The organism is Mesorhizobium sp. M1399, assembly GCF_040317735.1.
Lineage (GTDB): Bacteria > Pseudomonadota > Alphaproteobacteria > Rhizobiales > Rhizobiaceae > Mesorhizobium.
Window position 1 is genome coordinate 206,044 of sequence record NZ_JAMYKZ010000011.1, and the last position, 17,389, is coordinate 223,432.

12 protein-coding genes and 2 pseudogenes are annotated in these 17,389 nt (G+C 61.5%); 1 reads left to right on the forward strand and 13 read right to left on the reverse strand.

Annotated features, from left to right (window positions below; genetic code table 11):
• The first annotated feature begins 656 nt into the window (after window positions 1-656).
• On the forward strand, window positions 657-1,394 hold the full coding sequence (locus NKH05_RS20845) for an alpha/beta fold hydrolase (RefSeq protein ID WP_353025979.1): 738 nt from the start codon (window positions 657-659) through the stop codon (window positions 1,392-1,394).
• Window positions 1,395-1,658: 264 nt separating this feature from the next.
• Here NKH05_RS20845 and NKH05_RS20850 read toward each other — a convergent pair whose 3' ends face one another.
• The 13 genes and pseudogenes from NKH05_RS20850 to NKH05_RS20900 all read right to left on the reverse strand — a co-directional run bounded on the left by NKH05_RS20850 (window position 1,659) and on the right by NKH05_RS20900 (window position 17,375).
• A complete protein-coding gene (locus tag NKH05_RS20850; RefSeq protein ID WP_353026003.1) occupies window positions 1,659-2,363 on the reverse strand; it encodes a response regulator transcription factor in 705 nt (234 codons plus the stop codon).
• Window positions 2,353-2,742 (reverse strand): response regulator, encoded by a 390-nt coding sequence (locus NKH05_RS20855; RefSeq protein ID WP_352483835.1) that lies wholly within the window; start codon window positions 2,740-2,742, stop codon window positions 2,353-2,355. Before NKH05_RS20855 ends, NKH05_RS20850 begins: the two co-directional genes overlap by 11 nt.
• Window positions 2,743-2,744: 2 nt before the next feature.
• On the reverse strand, window positions 2,745-3,386 hold the full coding sequence (locus NKH05_RS20860; RefSeq protein WP_352449842.1) for a response regulator transcription factor: 642 nt from the start codon (window positions 3,384-3,386) through the stop codon (window positions 2,745-2,747).
• Window positions 3,383-3,778, reverse strand: a complete 396-nt coding sequence (locus tag NKH05_RS33170; protein ID WP_502896350.1) for a sensor histidine kinase — start codon at window positions 3,776-3,778, stop codon at window positions 3,383-3,385. Before NKH05_RS33170 ends, NKH05_RS20860 begins: the two co-directional genes overlap by 4 nt.
• An 87-nt stretch (window positions 3,779-3,865) precedes the next feature.
• Window positions 3,866-4,042, reverse strand: a pseudogene (locus NKH05_RS33175) (histidine kinase dimerization/phospho-acceptor domain-containing protein); the annotation flags it as partial.
• Between the two features lie 30 nt (window positions 4,043-4,072).
• Window positions 4,073-5,845 (reverse strand): annotated as a pseudogene (locus NKH05_RS20865) (MASE1 domain-containing protein); the annotation flags it as partial.
• 366 nt (window positions 5,846-6,211) lie between these two features.
• On the reverse strand, window positions 6,212-9,340 hold the full coding sequence (locus tag NKH05_RS20870) for a PAS domain-containing protein (RefSeq protein ID WP_353025981.1): 3,129 nt from the start codon (window positions 9,338-9,340) through the stop codon (window positions 6,212-6,214).
• 423 nt (window positions 9,341-9,763) lie between these two features.
• Window positions 9,764-11,344, reverse strand: coding sequence for an MFS transporter (locus tag NKH05_RS20875; protein WP_352483675.1), 1,581 nt, complete (start codon window positions 11,342-11,344; stop codon window positions 9,764-9,766).
• Complete coding sequence (locus tag NKH05_RS20880; protein ID WP_352483676.1) at window positions 11,341-12,435, reverse strand: HlyD family secretion protein; 1,095 nt, start codon at window positions 12,433-12,435, stop codon at window positions 11,341-11,343. The genes NKH05_RS20875 and NKH05_RS20880 overlap by 4 nt, the downstream gene beginning before the upstream one ends.
• 507 nt (window positions 12,436-12,942) lie before the next feature.
• Window positions 12,943-14,031 carry an ABC transporter ATP-binding protein gene (locus NKH05_RS20885; RefSeq protein ID WP_352483677.1) on the reverse strand — a complete coding sequence of 363 codons (1,089 nt, stop codon included), beginning with the start codon at window positions 14,029-14,031 and terminating at the stop codon, window positions 12,943-12,945.
• A 7-nt stretch (window positions 14,032-14,038) separates the two neighbouring features.
• A complete protein-coding gene (locus NKH05_RS20890) occupies window positions 14,039-15,091 on the reverse strand; it encodes a carbohydrate ABC transporter permease (protein WP_023716976.1) in 1,053 nt (350 codons plus the stop codon).
• Window positions 15,088-16,110, reverse strand: a complete 1,023-nt coding sequence (locus NKH05_RS20895; RefSeq protein ID WP_023716975.1) for a carbohydrate ABC transporter permease — start codon at window positions 16,108-16,110, stop codon at window positions 15,088-15,090. The genes NKH05_RS20890 and NKH05_RS20895 overlap by 4 nt, the downstream gene beginning before the upstream one ends.
• On the reverse strand, window positions 16,107-17,375 hold the full coding sequence (locus tag NKH05_RS20900; RefSeq protein ID WP_352494366.1) for an ABC transporter substrate-binding protein: 1,269 nt from the start codon (window positions 17,373-17,375) through the stop codon (window positions 16,107-16,109). Before NKH05_RS20900 ends, NKH05_RS20895 begins: the two co-directional genes overlap by 4 nt.
• Between the last annotated feature and the right edge of the window lie 14 nt (window positions 17,376-17,389).

A 17,389-nucleotide genomic window follows, 5' to 3' on the forward strand; every position in this document is an offset into this window, starting at 1 on the left:
CGACGGTCGTGATGGCTTGCGAGGAACAGGATGCACCGATCCGGGCCGCGAACCTATTCTACCGAAGCATCTGTCATACGATGCCAAGGTGCAGGGCAGGCACGCCGAGATCCTGGAGCTGTCGCCGTGCGCGACCCGCCGCTCGTGCGGCGGCCGCTACAAACCGAACCTATCAATTCGTATGAGGATCCGCTTCTCAAACGAGAAGCGGCTGATCACGAGCAAGTCACCGCCCGAACGGACCGCGACAAGATACGCCAATGTGGTCCTTATATTGAGGAATCAACTCGCCGCCGGTTAGAGGCGTATATACTTACGTATACTGCGTGTGATTATCAGGCCAAAGTCTGCTGGCTTTCGTTTTATAGACATTAAGCGGCATTTGCCGCTCTTGGAGGCCTTTGGACCTCACAATCCCGGAGTGCTTTAATGCGCCTTAGCTTTCTTTCTGGTTTCCTCATTGCGGTCCTTGCTGCCGGACCATCGACTTCTGCCAACGCTCCGCACTCAGACGTGCCGCTCGGACAATCGACTGACCTGTCGGCACGTATCGTCGACGGCAAGGCCGATGTTAACGGTGTGGTCTATCACTATTTGCTGGCGGTAGGCGGCCGAAAACTGTTGTGTTGTTGCATGGTTGGGGCACGACCTCATACATGTGGCGCTTTGTGATGCCACAACTGGTGGCGCGCGGTTACACTGTATTTGCGCCCGATTTGCGCGGTTTGGGGGACACCGCCAAGCCTGCGGCCGGCTACGAAAAGGCGTCGATTGCCGAGGATATTCACGCACTCGTCAATCAGTTGAACCTTGGTCCGGTCGTCAATCTTGTCGGCCACGATATGGGTGGCATGGTGGTTTATTCCTATGCGGCGCAGCACCCGGAGGAAGTCGCCACACTAGCCATCCTTGACGTCCCACTGCCAGGCATCGAACCATGGAACGAATTGATCCAAGGCCCTCGCACTTGGCATTTTCGCTTCCATTCCGTACGCGACGTACCGGAAATGCTCATTGCCGGTCGCGAGCTTGAGTATTTAAAGTGGTTTCACAATGCAGAGGGGGTAAATGCTCGCGCGTTCGACAACGAAGCCGACGAAGTCTACGGCCGTTCCTATGCCCAGCCTGGCGCATTGCGCGCAGGCTTCGAGTATTACCGGGCTTTTCCCCGTGACGAAGAACAGAACAAAGCCTTTGCAAAACACAAGCTAACGATGCCGGTACTCGGTATAAGCGGCTCAGGTGGCTTGGGATCGATGTACGAAGACCATCTCCGCCACGTCGCCGAAAACGTACACGCCGTAGTAGTCGAGGGCTCAGGCCACTGGGTTCCGGAGGAGCAGCCAGCCGCCGTCACCAAGGCCCTGATCGAGTTCCTGCCACCAGCATACTAAACTTCGCTGATGCCTGAAGGCACGACATTAGCGATAGTCGTCGTGATGGAGATACGGCCGCTCCAAAGCTTCCCAATGCGCCGCTGCTAGCTGGCGACGCGCGGCAGGAGCTTGGCAGTGCAGCGCAACATCAGATTACACGCGGCGGTTATCGCTCTAAGCTCTATAAAGGTTTTTCTGAGTCCGGATCGTCCTGGGCAAGCTTTTCTTAGCGAAGAAGCGCCCGCCGCCGGGGAATCTTATCGGACGGAGGCATGGTTCAGCCTATTCGAAAGTCTTGGCCGCGCCGGCCTCGCGCATCGGCGCGGGCAGCGTTTCCCACGCCCGGATCAGTTCACCGATGGAAGCGGCTTCCATCTTGCGCATGACATTGCCGCGGTGAAGCTTGACGGTCACTTCACTGATGCCGAGGTCGAAGGCGACCTGTTTGTTGAGGCGCCCGCGCGCCACTTCACGCAGGACCTCGCGCTCGCGCGGCGTCAGCGTCTCGACGCGCTCGATGTTGCGCTTGACGATCACGGCATCCGCCCGCCGTTTGGCGTCCACCGCAATGCCCGCGATCACGGCGTCAAGCAGCGTCTGATCCCGCACCGGTTTCGTCAGAAAGTCCACGGCGCCGGCCTTCATCGCCTGGACAGTCATCGGGATGTCGCCATGCCCGGTCAGGAAGATGATTGGTTTGGGGTTGCCGTTTTTCGCAAGATGGTGCTGCAGATCGAGACCGCTCGTCCCTGGCATGCGCACGTCGAGGATCAAACAGCCGGGGCTCTCCAACACGTCGGCGTCAAGCAATTCACGGGTCGAGGTAAAGCACACCGGCAGAAAACCCGCCGACAGGATCAATTCAGACAGCGCCTCCCGAACAGAGGCATCATCATCGACAATAATGACCAGCGGCTGCTCGGCTTCAGCCCTCCGCTGCTGTGATGACGGCGTCGATCTCCGTAAGGGCAATTGGTCAACTCTCATGTTTAGCCTCCGTTTCTGGGTTGCGTAAGGCGTCGCCGATCGCCGCAAGCAGTGCCTGGCCATCGAACGGCTTGCGGAAAAGCCTGCCAATGCCCTTGGCGCGGTGCTGATCCACTATCTCGTGGCGGCCGGTGATCAGGAACACGGGCAGATCCGGACGCGCTTTCTTGACCAGGTCGCGAAGTTCAAAGCCGTCCATGCCGGGCATCCCGATGTCGGTGATAAGCATGTCCAATCCAGACAGGCCGCTGACCAGCAACGACCTCGCCGACGAGAAGCTGCGGGCCACATAGCCGGCGGACTCCAAGAGGTCCTCCAGCGACTCGAGCAGTCTTGGGTCATCGTCGACGATCGCCACGACAGGCCTCCGCTTGCTCACCCTCAGCTCCCCCCTGCCCGGCGCGAGTGCGTGATCGGTATTCCCAATCGCTCGGCGATGCGCACGAGGTCGGCGAGCGACGCCGCGACCATCTTCTGCATGACGTTCCTTCTATGAATTTCCAGCGTAACTTCGCTGATCCCCAGCTCAGCGGCCGCCTGCTTGTTGAGCAGGCCGCTGACCACCAGCGGCAGCACCTCACGTTCGCGCGGCGTCAGTTCGAGATAACGTTGCTTCAACACGCCCAGCTCAGCGCGCTCCGATCGCTGTACCCGATCCTGGGCAATCGCTGCATGGATTGCGGCCATGAGGTCTGCATCGCTGAAGGGCTTAGTCAGGAAATCTACGGCGCCGTGCTTGATCGCACGCACGGAGGACGGGATATCGCCATGTCCTGTCAGGAAAACGATCGGCGGATGATCGCCCTCGGCAATCTGCCGCTGCAGATCGAGGCCGTTAATATCCGGCAACTCGATATCGAGGATGAGGCAGGCAGGGACGTCCGGCTTGTCAGCGCGGATATAATCGCCCGCCGATCCGAACGCTACGGCACGCATGCCGTGCGCCGCCAGCAGCTCACTGAGCGCCTCCCGGATGCGTTCATCGTCATCTACGATGAAGACAATTTGGCCGTCCGTCGTCATGACGCCGCTTTCGCTTCAATCGGCAACGTGAAGATAAACGTCGCTCCACGTGGTTCGTTCTTCTCGACCCATAAACGCCCGCTGTGCGACTCGATGATCGAACGGCAGATCGCCAGTCCCATGCCCATCCCTTGCTCTTTCGTGGTAAAGAACGGTTCGAATATCCGGTCGGGAAACTCGACGCCCCGGCCGTGATCGCTGACTTCGGTCTGGACAACATCCCCGATATGGCGCACGCGGATTTTGATAACTCCGTCGTCCGCACCAGAGTCCATCGCCTCCATGCCGTTGCGGATGAGATTGACCAGAACCTGCTGGATTTGGACGCGATCGAACGCGACTAGCGGAATGTCGCTTCCGATATCAACGCTGATGCGAACGCCCCGCCGCATCGCTTCCTCGGTCACGAGGTCGCGTGCCTCTGCGATGACACTGCTGAGCGTCGCATTGGTTCTCGTCTCCGTGGATTGCTTGAACAGCGCGCGAATGCGGCCGACGACGTCCGCCGCCGAGTTGGCGTCCCGGATAATGCGCTCGGCCGTAATCTTCGCGCGTTCGACGTTCGGCGGTGCTGCGGACAGCCAACGGTGGCATGCATGGGAGTTGGCGACGATCGCAGCCAGCGGCTGATTCACCTCGTGGGCGATCGAAGCCGAAAGCTCGGCGAGACTTGCAGCCTGAGCCGCTTGCGCGAGTTTGTCGGACGCTTGTCGCAGCGCTTCCTGGGCGCGCACCTCTTCGTCGATGTCGAGGGAAACCCCGTACCATTGCACAACCGCCCCGTCCTCATCACGCCGCGGCTCCACCCTGCACTCCGCCCAGCGATAGCCATCTGTTTCGCGCCAGCGAAACCGCATCGCGGAACCGCCGCCTGTTTCGAAACAATTCAGCAACGTGCTCAGCACCCCGGGAGCATCTTCGGGATGAACCAGTTCTTGCAGCAATTCCTCGATGCGCGGCTCTCCGAGTGCTTCGAAGTCAGCGATCACGGAGCGGAAATGGTCCTGGTACCGCTTGTTGAAGTAGACCGGCCCGCCGGTCGGCACCGCGCTCCAGATGCGGACCGGCACAGCGTCAATCATCTGCTGAAGCTGCAATTCGCTCCGCCGCAGGGCCTCTTCAGCTTGCATTTGATCGTCTATGTCGTGACAGAGGCCGTACCACTGGACGATGCGGCCAGTGTGATCGCGCATCGGCTCCGCCCGGCTCGACATCCAGTGATAGACGCCATCGGCGCGGCGCAAGCGATACCTCATGGAGAAGCGCTCGCCGGTGGCGAGGCAGTGACTGAGCGTATCGCCGAATGCTGCTGCGTCGTCCGGATGGATGCCGGCCTCTATCATCGCCGCCAGCCGGCTGATGCCCGGTTTGTCCAAATCCGTTACGTCCAGGCCGAGAAAGTCGACCATGCGCTTGTTGAAAAAGGTCGGATCGCCATCGGGCCTCAGGCGCCAAACGTGGCTCGGAACCATGTCGACAAGCTGCGAGAGCTCCCGCTCCCGGTCGCCTAATGCCTCAAGGCTTTCACGCAAAGTGAGCACCGCCGCCTGATGCTGCCGGGATATGGCGGCCACGACGAGCGCCGAAAATGCCGAGATGGCCAGAAAAAGCTGCAGCATGATCTGGTTGTGCTTCTGGGACTCGGGATCGCCGGCAAATTGGCTGGCGCCGGATATCGTGAATACCGCCGTGATCAGAGCGAGGACGGTCAATGCTACGGCGGCGCCTCTGAACTCAAAGCGCACTGCGGCCCAAAGAAGAGGCGGCATGATGATGTAGGCGAAGGGCAGATAGCCGCTCAAGGAAAGGGCGGCGATACCAAGAAAGATCAGCCCCAGGACGCAAGCTTCCATCCACCGCGCTGCTGAGAGCTGCGCCTTGCCGCGCCAGTTCTGGAACACGACCAGCGCCAGTGGCGCTACGATCAGGACCCCCGTCGCGTCTCCGATCCACCACAGCGGCCAAGCCGTCGCAAAGGTTTGCGATTGTATGCCAAACCACGCAAGCGCCGCACTTCCCACCGTCGCGCTTGCAACTGGCGCAATTCCAGCGGCCAGTACGACGAATGCCAGAACGTCCCGCAACGTTTCCAGCCGAACTGGGCGCTTGCAGGTCTGGTTCACGAGCCATGCGCCGGCCACCGCTTCAAGAGCGTTGCCAGCAAAGATCAGGAAGGCCGCGGGCAGCGGAGTGTGGAACCACAAGAAGTTGCTGAACAGTTCGGCCAGACAGGCCCCCAGCACCCACCACGGCCAGCTATACCTGGAGGCGAAGACAAGCGTAGCGATGAACAGCCCGCTCGGAGGCCAAATGGAAATCCCTGTTCCAGGTATGATTGCGAGCGACTGGGCGAAGCCGCAGCCCAGGACATAGGCCGTAATAAAAAGCCCCAGATGCAAGAATTGGGGATGGTGCGACCAGACGCGCGATAACCTGCCTCTTTCAAGATCGCTGATCATGTTGCCGCGAATCAGGCCCGGTTCATTCGTCGCGAAAGGTCGGCCACTTCCCGGTCCGGATCGGTCCAAGTCATGCGTTAACGCGCGCGTTGCGTTGGAATCGGTCTCGCCAAGTGAGTTGGGCGCTGTCGTCATCGGGTGCCCCTGACGGACAAACAAACTCTGGGGATTGTCGGCGCTTCGTATAGCACTTGCTCTTGGTAGCTGGATCTGGGCTGACGGACTCACACCGCCACCCTAATCCCGCCACGCCCCAACCGCACCTCATGGAAATCCATGCATTGCGCGGGGCGGCGAGGCCCTCACCGAAAGCTGAATAAACCAAGCGTTTGCTGAGCGCCGCCGGTGGCCGAGGTGTCGCCCGACTTATTGCGCAGCTTTCGCTTCAACCGGGAGAGTGAAGATGAATGTCGCCCCACGCGGCACGCTATTTTCCACCCAAAGGCGTCCACCGTGAGACTCAATGATCGAACGGGAGATCGCGAGCCCCATGCCCATCCCGTTCCCTTTCGTCGTAAAGAACGGCTCGAATATCTTATTAGGACGTTCGATACCCGGGCCGCGGTCGCTGACCTCGGTCTGGATCGTGTCCTCTATCCGGCGCACGCGCAGCCCGAGAACCTTGTCGCCCGCGGTGGAGTCCATCGCCTCCATGCCGTTGCGAATGAGGTTGACCAAGACCTGCTGGATCTGGACGCGATCGAACGCAACCAGCGGAAGGTTGCTTTCGACGTCGATGTCCATGCGAACGCGACGCCGCATGGCTTCCTCGGCCATAAGGTCACGTGCTTCGGCAACCACGCTGGGGATCGGCGTGCTAGTTCTCATTTCAAGCGAAGGTCTGAACAAGGCACGGATGCGGCTGATGACATCCGCTGCCGAGTTGGCATCGCGGATGATGCGCTCGGCCGTGATCTTCGCGCGCTCGACGTTCGGGGGCTCGGCGGACAGCCAGCGGTGGCATGCATTGGAGTTGGCGACGATGGCGGCCAGCGGCTGGTTCACCTCATGAGCGATGGATGCGGAGAGTTCGGCAAGGCTCGCCGCCTGGCTCGCACGCGCAAGTCTCTCTTGTGCCAGCCGAAGCTCCTCTTGTGTCCGCACCTCATTTTCGATGTCGAGGCAGATAACGTTCCACTGCACGATGGCACCTTCAGCGTTGCGCATCGGCGCGGCGCGCGTCTCGACCCAGCGATATTCACCATCGAAGCGCCGCAGACGGTGCCGTCGCGCATACGGCTCGCCGGTGGACAAACAATGGGCATATCTCTCTTTGACACCTGTCAGGTCGTCGGGATGAACACCGGCGTCGAGTGTGCCAGCCAGCCGGGACTTTCCCGCTTCGTCCAATTCCTCAAGATTGTATCCGAGGAATTCGCGGAGCTGCTGGCTGCGATATATCGGTTCGCCATCCGGAGCGGCGCAATCGATCATTGCCGGCAGCGTTTCAACGAGCTGCCAGAGCGCACGTTCTCTCTCGCGCAGCGCCTCTTCGACGCGCAGCTGGTCGTCGATGTCGTGCGTAAGGCCGTACCATTGGACGATGCGTCCACCTTGGTCCCGCAGCGGCTCCGCGCGGCCCTCCATCCAGCGATAAACGCCGTCGGCACGCCGCAGGCGATACTTCATGAAGAAGCGCTCGCCGGTGGCGAAGCAGCTGTTGAGTGCTTCCCTCAGGCTGGCGGCATCGTCGGGATGGACGACGTTGGCAATGAAGGCCGCCAGCCGGCTCGTGTCCGGCTTTTCCGCGTCCGCTATGTCCAGGCCGAGAAAATCTATCAGGCGCCTGTTGAAAAAGGTCGGCTCGCCGTTCGAAGACAGCCGCCAGAGGTAGCTCGGAACCATGTTGACGAGCTGCGAGAGCTCTCGTTCGCGGTCGTGCAATGCGGCCTGCGTGGTCACCAGATCATGGATGTCGACGCTCACGCCGTACCACTGGAGGATGCTGCCATCTTCGTCGCGCAGCGGCTCGGCGCGAGTCTCGGTCCAGCGATAGCCGCCGTCGGCCCTCCGTTGGCGATATCTCTGAACGTAAGGCACGCCCGTTGCGAATGAATGGCGGATCGCCTGCCGTGCGGTGTCGATATCGTCTGGATGGATCACGCTCAGGGACGGCGAGCCGTCCGGGGCGGTGATGTCACCGAGCGTGGCCCCGGTTACGTCGGTGAACCGCTTGTTGACGTAGGATGGCCTTCCCTCCCGTGTCGTACTCCAGATCAAAGCGGGCACGGTGTCGATAAGCTGCTGAAGGCGCCGCTCACTTTTGCGCAACGCCGCCTGCGCGCGCACCTCATCGTCGATGTCGAGAGAAACCCCGTACCATTGCACGACCGTTCCGTTGTCATCGCGCCGCGGCTCCACCCTGCACTCAGCCCAGCGATAGGTGCCGTCTTTTTCGCGCCAGCGAAACCGCATCGCGGAGCCGCCGCCAGTTTCGAAACAATTCGATAACGTGCGCTGCACCTCGGGAGCATCTTCGGAATGAATAACCTCGTGCAGCAGCGTTTCGATGCCCGGCTCGCCGAGAGCATCAAAGTTCGCGATAACGGAGCGGAAATGGTCCTGGTATCGCTTGTTGAAGTAGACCGGCCCGCCGGTCGGCATCACGCTCCAGATGCGGACCGGCACGGCGTCGATCATGTGCTGCAATTGTCGCTCGCTTCGCCGCAACGCCTCTTCGGCGTGCATCTGATCGTCTATGTCGTGACAGAGGCCGTACCACTGGACGATGCGGCCGGCGTCATCGCGCATCGGCTCCGCCCGGCTCGACATCCAGCGATAGACGCCATCGACACGGCGCAGGCGATAGCGCATGGCGAAGCTCGCACCGGTAGCGAAGCAACCACGGAGTGCATCGCCGAATGCTGCTGCATCGTCCGGATGGACGCCGGCCTGTATCATCGCCGCCAGCCGGCTCATGCCCGGTCTGTCCATATCCGTTACGTCCAGGCCGAGAAAATCGACCATGCGCTTATTGAAGAAAATCGGCTCGCCGTCCGGATCGAGCCGCCAGATGTGACTCGGTACCATGTCCACGAGCTGCGAGAGCTCCCGCTCGCGGTCGCGCAATGCTGACTCCGCCCGCTTCTGGTCCTCAATGTCTATTGTCGTGCCGTACCATTGAATGATGCGGCCCTGACTATCGCGAAAAGGTCGTCCTGAGCTTCGAAACCAGCGATAGACGCCATCGGCGCGCCGCAGACGATGCTCGGTGTCATAGTGATCGCCGGTTTCGAGGCAATGCCGCCATCTGGCGGCGACACGATCATAATCGTCGGGATGGACGGCTCGACGCCAGCCGAACTCATCGTCGTCTTCGGAGGTGTTAAGATCCTCATGCGTGTTGCCGAGGAACGCCACGGTGTTTGGGCTCACAAAGGTGAATCGTCCGGCGGCATCGGCTGCCCACGCGTGGCCGGGCATACTCTCGATGATTTGCAGCGCGAGCGTTGCTTCGGGGTCGATTTCGCCAAGTGAGTCGGACGCTGCTGTCATTGGCTTCTCCTGTCGGACAAAGAAAGCCTGGGGACGGTCAGCGCTTTATATAGCACTTGTTTTCAATATCTGGACAGGCGAACTCACCGCCTAAATCTAGTCCCGCGATGCCCCGGCTGCATCTCATGGAAATCCATGCATTGCGCGGAGATATCGCCGCTGCGGCGGCCCGGCCGCTACGGCGCGCCTAACGATCGCCTCGGGCAAGAAGCGACGCGGATCGACGCGTCAACACCCACCACTGGGAAATACGAGCCGGACAGGTAAGACGCTCGGCTGCCTCTTCGTCGGCTGCAGAGTGAAACCGGAAAAACCTCTGCATTCGTCATCCCTGTCTCGTCCGGTTAACACGGCTCATGAGATGATCTGGAAGCCTCGCCCGACCAAAACATCTGTTCCAAAGTATAGGGCCTGGACGCGGTTTTAGTTCTGCGGAGCGGCTTGGCGGGCGAGCAATTGTTTGGCGACAATGAGACAGGGCGCAGCGACCGCGAACAGCAGGACGAGCGCGAAGAAAGCTTCGTCGAACGAGATAGTGGCGACCTGCTTCTCAAGCGCGCGCTGCAGCAGCGGCAGCGCGGCCTTGGTCGCCGCGGCGCTGTCGATACTATTCGCCAGAACGTTCGCAGTGGCTCTCAAGCGCTGGTCCACGGCTGGATCGCCATTGACGAGGTGGGACGTCAGTATCGTCCGGTTGTGGACATTCTGGTGATCAATATACGTTTGCAAGAGGGCTGTGCCGGTCAGACCGCCCGCCTGCTTGCCGAAGTTGAACAGCCCGATGCCGAACGGCAGCGCATCAGGGGCAAGGCCCTGCAGTGTAATCAGCGTCAGTGCCACGAACAGAAGGCCGAGGCCGAATCCCCGCAGCAGCAGAGCAAGGGTCAGGTCCGGTGATCCGCTACCGCTCGTCGAAGCGGACAGCAGCCACATGGCGCCTGCGAAGAGCAGAATGCCAAACGGAGCAAGCGTGATCGGGCGCATCCCGGTCTTTTGGATGAGGAAGCCGGACAACAAAAGTCCAAGCGCGAGCATGGCTCCGCTTGGCAGCAGAAGCACTCCCGCGCCCGTGGCGGTAAAATCGAGCACGTTGAGGGCAAAAGCCGGAATGAGATAGGCGCTGCCCGAAAGGGCAGAGCCGGCGACGATGCTGACGAGAAGGCCAAAGCGAAAGTCCGGATTGCCAAGGGGCGAGATGGCCAGCAGTGAGCCTTCTGAACGAAGGCGGGTCTTCCAGACGGCCAGGAGGCCGGCAGCCGTCACACCGGTTGCGGCAAGGAAGGTGATGTCGGTGTCGTCGAACCAGTTGAACCTGCTGCCTTGCAGCAGGACGTAGGTCAAAAGCGCGGCGCTGATGCCGAGCAACGATATCCCGACGGCAGGAAACCTGGTTTTCCGCCAAAAGGTCCGATCGCCGTCCGCCGCCAACAGGACAAGGGAGACGATGCCGAGCGGAATGATGCTCAGGAATATCCACTCCCAAGTCAGATGGTCGACAAGCCAGCCCTGCAGGGCCGGCGTGACGGTTGTCGGAGCCATGACGGCGCCTACGGCAAAAACCGCCTGAACGACCGGCTGATGCCGATGAGGGAAGCGAAAGAACAGCAGCGTCTGGCCGGCGACGAGAATTGTGCCGCCAGCCAGCCCCTGGACAATGCGGCAGATGCAAATCCAGGTGAGGTCCACCGACAACGTCAAGGCCGCGGATGCCAGCAGAAGGGCGACAACCCCCGCGCGCAGGCAGACGGTCGGCCTGGCTGCCGTTACAAGAAGCGGAGCGACAAGGAACGCCGTCAGCTTCGCCGCGATGAAAACCACGTCGACCATCGCCAGCTCGTCCGACGTTGCGTAGGTGTCGCCAAGCATGTCGATCCGGCCGATGGACAGTGCGGTGGATGCGACCGCGTCCATGAAGGCGGCCAGCACGACGCCGGTTGCTATCAAGGAAGCGCGCAGGGTACCGGGATGGCGCTGCACAGCCGCCGTTTCGGCGAGGTGCATCATTGCGCTGAGCGCCCGTTCGCGGTCCCGCCTGTCTGCATTTCCTGCGCTACTGCCGGAGCATCCCTGGTGCCGACGGTGATGACAACACGAGCCGAGAGTCCCGGAACCAGGCGGCCGGGCAACGGATTGCGCGTCATCCTGATCTTGACCGGCACGCGTTGGACGACGCGGATGAAGTTGCCGGTGGCATTGTCCGGCGGCAGCAGGCTGAAGGCTGCGCCGCTGCCAGGAGCGAAGCTGTCGACAAGGCCGTCGATTTGCAGATCTGGATATTCATCAACCATGACGCGGACCCGTTGGCCGATCTCAACCTGCTTCAGCTGCGTTTCCTTGAAGTTTGCGACGATCCAGACATCGTTAACCGGAACGATGTCCAGGGCTGCCGTCCCTGGGGTGACATAGCGGCCGACCCGGATCTGGCGATTGCCGACGATGCCGTCGACCGGGGCCCTCACGACGGTGTTGGCCAGGTCTAGCATTGCCAGGTCGAGCGCTGCCTGTGCCTGCGACAGGGCTGCCTGCGCGCCGGACAATTGTGCATCCAGGACGCCGAGCTTCAACTTCTGAGCCAACAGATTGGCCTCTGCGCCGTCCAGCGATGCCCTTGCCTTGTCATGGCCGGCCTGCGCATCCTGCAGCTTCTGATCGCTTGCGGTTCCGTTCTTCTGCAGCGTGACGTAGCGGCTTAAGTTGGCGCGGGCGAATTGCAGGTCGGCTGCGGCAGATTGCTTCTGCGCCTCGGCCTGCGCGATCAATGCGTCCTGCAGTTCACGGGTCGCCTTGATGTTGGCGATTTCCGCCTGCCGGGCGGCGACGTTGGCTTTCGCCTGCTCCGCCTTGGCCTTGTAGTCGCTGTCGTCGATGCGAAACAGGACAGCACCTTTTGACACATTGGCATTGTCGTCTATGTCGACTTCGACGACGTAACCGGCGAGCTTCGGAGCGATGCTGGTAATGTCTCCGCGGAGATAGGCGTTATCGGTCGTTTCCTCGAACCGGCCCCTTGTAAACCACTGCCAGCTCCAAATAGCTGCCATTGGCAGCACCATAAGGGCAACGAGGGCGATCGCGATCTTGCGGGGTTGGCTCATGATTGCCTCGACCCCAAGTCGACGCGCTCACTATCGAAGGAGATCTCCGCCTGCCGAAGAGCGAGCCGTTCGGCAAGGCTGCAAACCCACGGTGCGCAATAGAGTCTCACGAGAACGTCTCCGTCGAGCTGCGGCTCTGCAACAAGGCAGAACTGAAGAACGATCGCGGATTTCACGGCCTCGCCGCTATCATGCGGACGAACATCCCATTTGCCCTGATCGGTAGTTCGTACTGAACCTCAGCACAGGTCGTATTGTCAGTCGGCCGGATTCAGGCGCGCGAACGTGGCGGCGCGGATCTCCGTATTGCCGAAGACCGTCCACGAGAAAATCCACTTTGAAGTAAATTCCGGACATCCCGTGGCAGCAATGATCGCAGAGAGCGCCCTCTTGAAGAGTTTGGTTGTCTTAACGTTCACCTATTTTGTGTTTTGACAAGCGCGCAACACGCGTTCGCTGTGCAGCAGTTGCGACAGTTCATGAAACAACCCGCTATCTTGCCTCCGGCTAACGCGGTGCGACACGCAGCCCGGCGGCATCGAAGAGATGCATGCGCTCCGGCGGCAGAGCGAGGTGGATCGGCGGCCCTTGCGATTCAACGCCCTGCTGCTTGAGAACGGCGATAAGTTTGCTGTCGCCGGCAATGGTGGCGTGGACAACGGTTTCCGGTCCCAGCGCCTCGGCCAGCGTTATCCGCGCTTCCACCGATCCCTTGCTGCCATCCGAAAGTTGGATGTCGTGTGGTCGGATGCCAAGCGTCGCGTCGTCTCCCGGTTTCAGCGCGACCCCGTCGGCGGCGACCGAGGCCGACAGCCCGCCCGGACCTTCGACACGCACCTCGGCGCCGCTTGCCGAACGCACCTTCACCGGCAGCAGGTTCATCCGCGGCGCGCCGATGAAGCCGGCGACGAACAGGTTGGCCGGCGCGTTGTAGAGATCGAGCGGCCGGCCGACCTGTTCGATCCGCCCCGAGCGCATGACCACGATGCGGTCCGCCAGCGTCATCGCCTCGATCTGGTCATGGGTGACGTAGATCATCGTGGTTGCCAGCCGCCGGTGCAGGCCCGCCAGTTCAGCGCGCATGGTGATGCGCAGTTCGGCATCGAGGTTGGACAGCGGTTCGTCGAGTAGAAAGGCGGTCGGATTGCGCACCACCGCACGGCCGATCGCCACGCGCTGCTTCTGGCCGCCCGACAATTGACCGGGCCGGCGGTCTAGATAGGAAGCAATTTCCAGCATGCGCGTCGCTTCCGTGATCCGCGCGTCGATCTCGGCTTTCGGCATACGGATGTTTTCGAGCCCGAAGGCGAGGTTCTGGCGCACGCTCATGTGCGGGTAGAGCGCGTAAGACTGGAACACCATCGCCAGACCGCGCTGCGCGGCCGAAACGTTGGTGACGTCGACCCCGTCGATCTCAATCTTGCCGTCGGTCGGCCGATCGAGCCCGGCAATCAGCCGCAGCAGCGTGGACTTGCCGCAACCCGACGGGCCGACGAGGACTAGCATCTCGCCGTCCCCGACGTCGAGGTTGATGCCGTGCAAGATCTTCATCTTGCCGTAAGCGCGATCGATGTTGGTCAGCGTTATCCGTCCCATGACATCCTCACTTCAGTCCGGTGCCGGCAATGCCGGAAGTGATGTAACGCTGCAGGAAGACGAAGACGAGGACGACGGGGATCATCGTCACCACGGTCATCGCCAGGATGTAGTGCCACTGCACGTTTAGCTGGCCGGCATAGGTGTTGAGGCCGACCTGGAGTGTGTAGAGTTCCTTGCGCGACAGCACCACCAGCGGCCACAGAAAGTCGTTCCAGCGCCAGACGACCGAGAAGATCGCCAGCACGGCGAGCGCCGGTGCTGCAAGCGGCAATACGATGCGCCAGTAGATCTGCCATTCGGAAGCGTTGTCCATGCGCGCCGCATCGAGCAGCTCGTCCGGGATGGTCAGCATATATTGGCGCAGCAGGAAGACGCCGGTCGGCGTCGCCACGGTCGGCAAGATCACGCCCCACAGCGAATCGAGCAGTCCGACGGCGCCCACCACCGAATAGAGCGGCACCAGGATGACCGACAGCGGCACCATCAGCGTACCGACGATCACAAGCATCGTCAGATCGCGGCCGCGGAACTTGTATTTCGACAAGGCGAAGGCGGCCATCGAATTGGTGAGCAGCGTGATCAGCGTCGCCATTGCCGTCACAAAGACCGAATTGCGCAGATAGCGCAGGAAGTCGAAATGGACGAAGGGCTCGGTGTAGTTCTCCGTTGCGAAGCCGATTTCGCGCACCGGCTGCCGGTCGGCGATGTTGACCTTGACGATATCGTTCGGCGCCTGCGGGTCCACCATTTGCGCCATGATGCCGATGCGCCGCACCTCGGCCAGCACCTTGGTCGAACCATCCGGAAGCTTCACCCTGTAGAGGGCCAGCGGCTTATCGTAGCCTTCGACCCTCGCCTGTTGGCTGACATAAGGCATTATGGTCGGCGGGAACTCGGCGAGCTGTGCCGGTGTCTTGAATGACGAACCCACCAGCCAAACGGCCGGACCGAACATGATGACAACGCCGCCGAGCAGCCACAGCCAGCTCACGATATCCGTCCAGTGCCAGCCGCGACCGCCGCGCCGGCGGGTCAGGAATGTCATGACGCTGCTCATTCGCGGGCTCCTTTCCGCTCACCCCGGCGTCCGACCTGCAGCTGAACTAAGGTGAGCACGACCAGCACCAACCCCATCAAGATCGAAGCCGCCGAAGCCAGCCCCGGATTGCGCAGCAGGGAGGCGAAGCCGATCTCATAGATGTACTGCGTGATATAGAGGGTCGAGGTTCCCGGCCCTCCACCCGTCAGCACATAGACTTCGTCGAAGATCTGCACGGCGCGGATCAGCGTCAGCACGATGACGACAAGCAGGTTAGGCATCAGCAGCGGCAGCGTGATGCGCCAGAACACCCGCGCCGGCTTCGTGCCGTCCATCTCGGCCGCTTCGTAAAGGTCGCGCGGGATCGCCTGCAATCCGGCAAGCAGGATAAGCGTATAAAAGCCCATATGGGCCCAGACCGAAACGCTGACGGCGGCGGTGAAAGCCCAGAAGCGGTCGGTCAGCCAGTTGTGCGGCTCGCCGCCCAGATCATGGACGATCAGGTTCAGCAAGCCCTGGCGTTGCAGGATCCAGCGCCAGATCAGACCGGTGACGACGGGCGACAGCAGCACCGGAAAGAAGAACACCGCGCGCCAGAAGCTGCGCCCGACGATCTCACGGTTGAGGATCAGCGCTGTCGCCATCGACACGACCGTCATCAGCGCCACCTGCACGACGACGAACAGGCCGGTATTGTGCACGGCCTTCCAGAAGAGATCCTCGTGGCAAGTGGCAGTGTCCAGGTAGTTGCCGCAATCGAGCAGGCGCTGGTATTGCTCGAGCCCGACATAGGTTCGGTCCTGCAGGAAGTAGGCCGTTCCTGACGTGGCCGAATAGAAGAAGTTGATGATCATCGGCACCAGGACGAAAATGCCGAAGATCGCCATGTTTGGGGCCAGGAAGAACGCGGCCATGCCGCCGGTGCCCGTCGCGCGCTGCCAGAACTTCAGCGGCACGTTGACGATCGATGCCAGCCACACGACCGGCGCCGCGAGGGCGGCGCCAATCCATGCCTTCAGTGTCGCGGCGGCGGTCACTTCGCCTCGGCAACCTTGTCGGCGATATCCTGGTCGATCCTGCCCCAGGCATCGTCGAGGCTGAGCTCGCCGGCCATCACCTGGCTGACGCGCGTCACCAGCGCGGCGAAGTAAGCATTGGCCCACTTCCACGGCGGCAGCGCATCGGCCGCCGGCAGGGTTTCACCCGCCGCCTTGACGAATTTGTCGAGCGCCGGACCGACATTCTTGTCGGCCGAGACCCATTTCAGCCCGCCCTTGTCTACGACGCCCTTGTGCGCGGGCAGAAACAGCGTGCGCTCGCTGAACTCTTCCACCACGTCTTCACGGGCCAGATAATCCATGACCTTGGCGACATCCTTGGGATTCTTCGTGTATTTGATGGCGACCAGCGCCGCGCCGCCTTTCACGCCCGAACAGCCTGTAGTACCGCAGGGCGAGCCGGTTGCCACCCAGTCGAAACTGTCGCCGATCTTGGTCGACAGATTGGCGACCTGCCAGCTGCCCGAATAGTAGAACGGGATCTGGGCGTTGATGAAGTCGTCGGCGGCCGCGCGGTAGGTCGAGCCTGCCGCCGACACCCAGGTATCCTTCAGCATCAGGCCCTTGGCGGTCCAGTCGACGAGCTTGCCGACGAACGCCTTGGTGCCGTCGTCCACTTTGGCCGGCATGCCATTGGGGCCGATATAGTTCGCTCCGAAGGAGACATTCGGACCCGAAATGCGGTGGCCGGAACGGTCGATGGCGAAGGCAGCCGGAAGCTGTTGGCTCTTCGCCACCTCGGCGGCGGCGTTGATCCAGTCGTCCCAGGTCGCCTTGTCGCCGGGCAGCGGCACGCCGGCCTGTTCGAACAACGTCTTGTTGGCGAAGCCGCCGGTGAGCGTGAGCTGGGTCATGAAACCCGGGATGGCGTTGGAGCCGTCGGGGCGCATCCAGTCCAGCGTGTCAGCGAAATTGTCCTCCCAATATTTCGGATCGGCCACCAGTGGCCTGAGATCGAGCCAGTGCTGGGCAAGCTCCTTGATGTTCGTGACGCGGGCGATGTCCGGGCCCTGGCCGGCTTCGAGCTGGATGGGCAGCTGCTCCTGGATCACCTTGTAGGCGACGTTGTCGAGCGTGACGTGGATGTCGGGATTGTCCTTCATGAAGCGGTTCAGAATGTCCTGAATGACATCGCCTTCGACACCGTCCGAATACCACATGATGCGCACGTCGCCGGCAAACGCGCTGGTCGATGCGAGCAGACTGACCGATAGCGCGGCCAGCAAAGTGCGGGACTTATTCATGCTTTCGTCTCCTC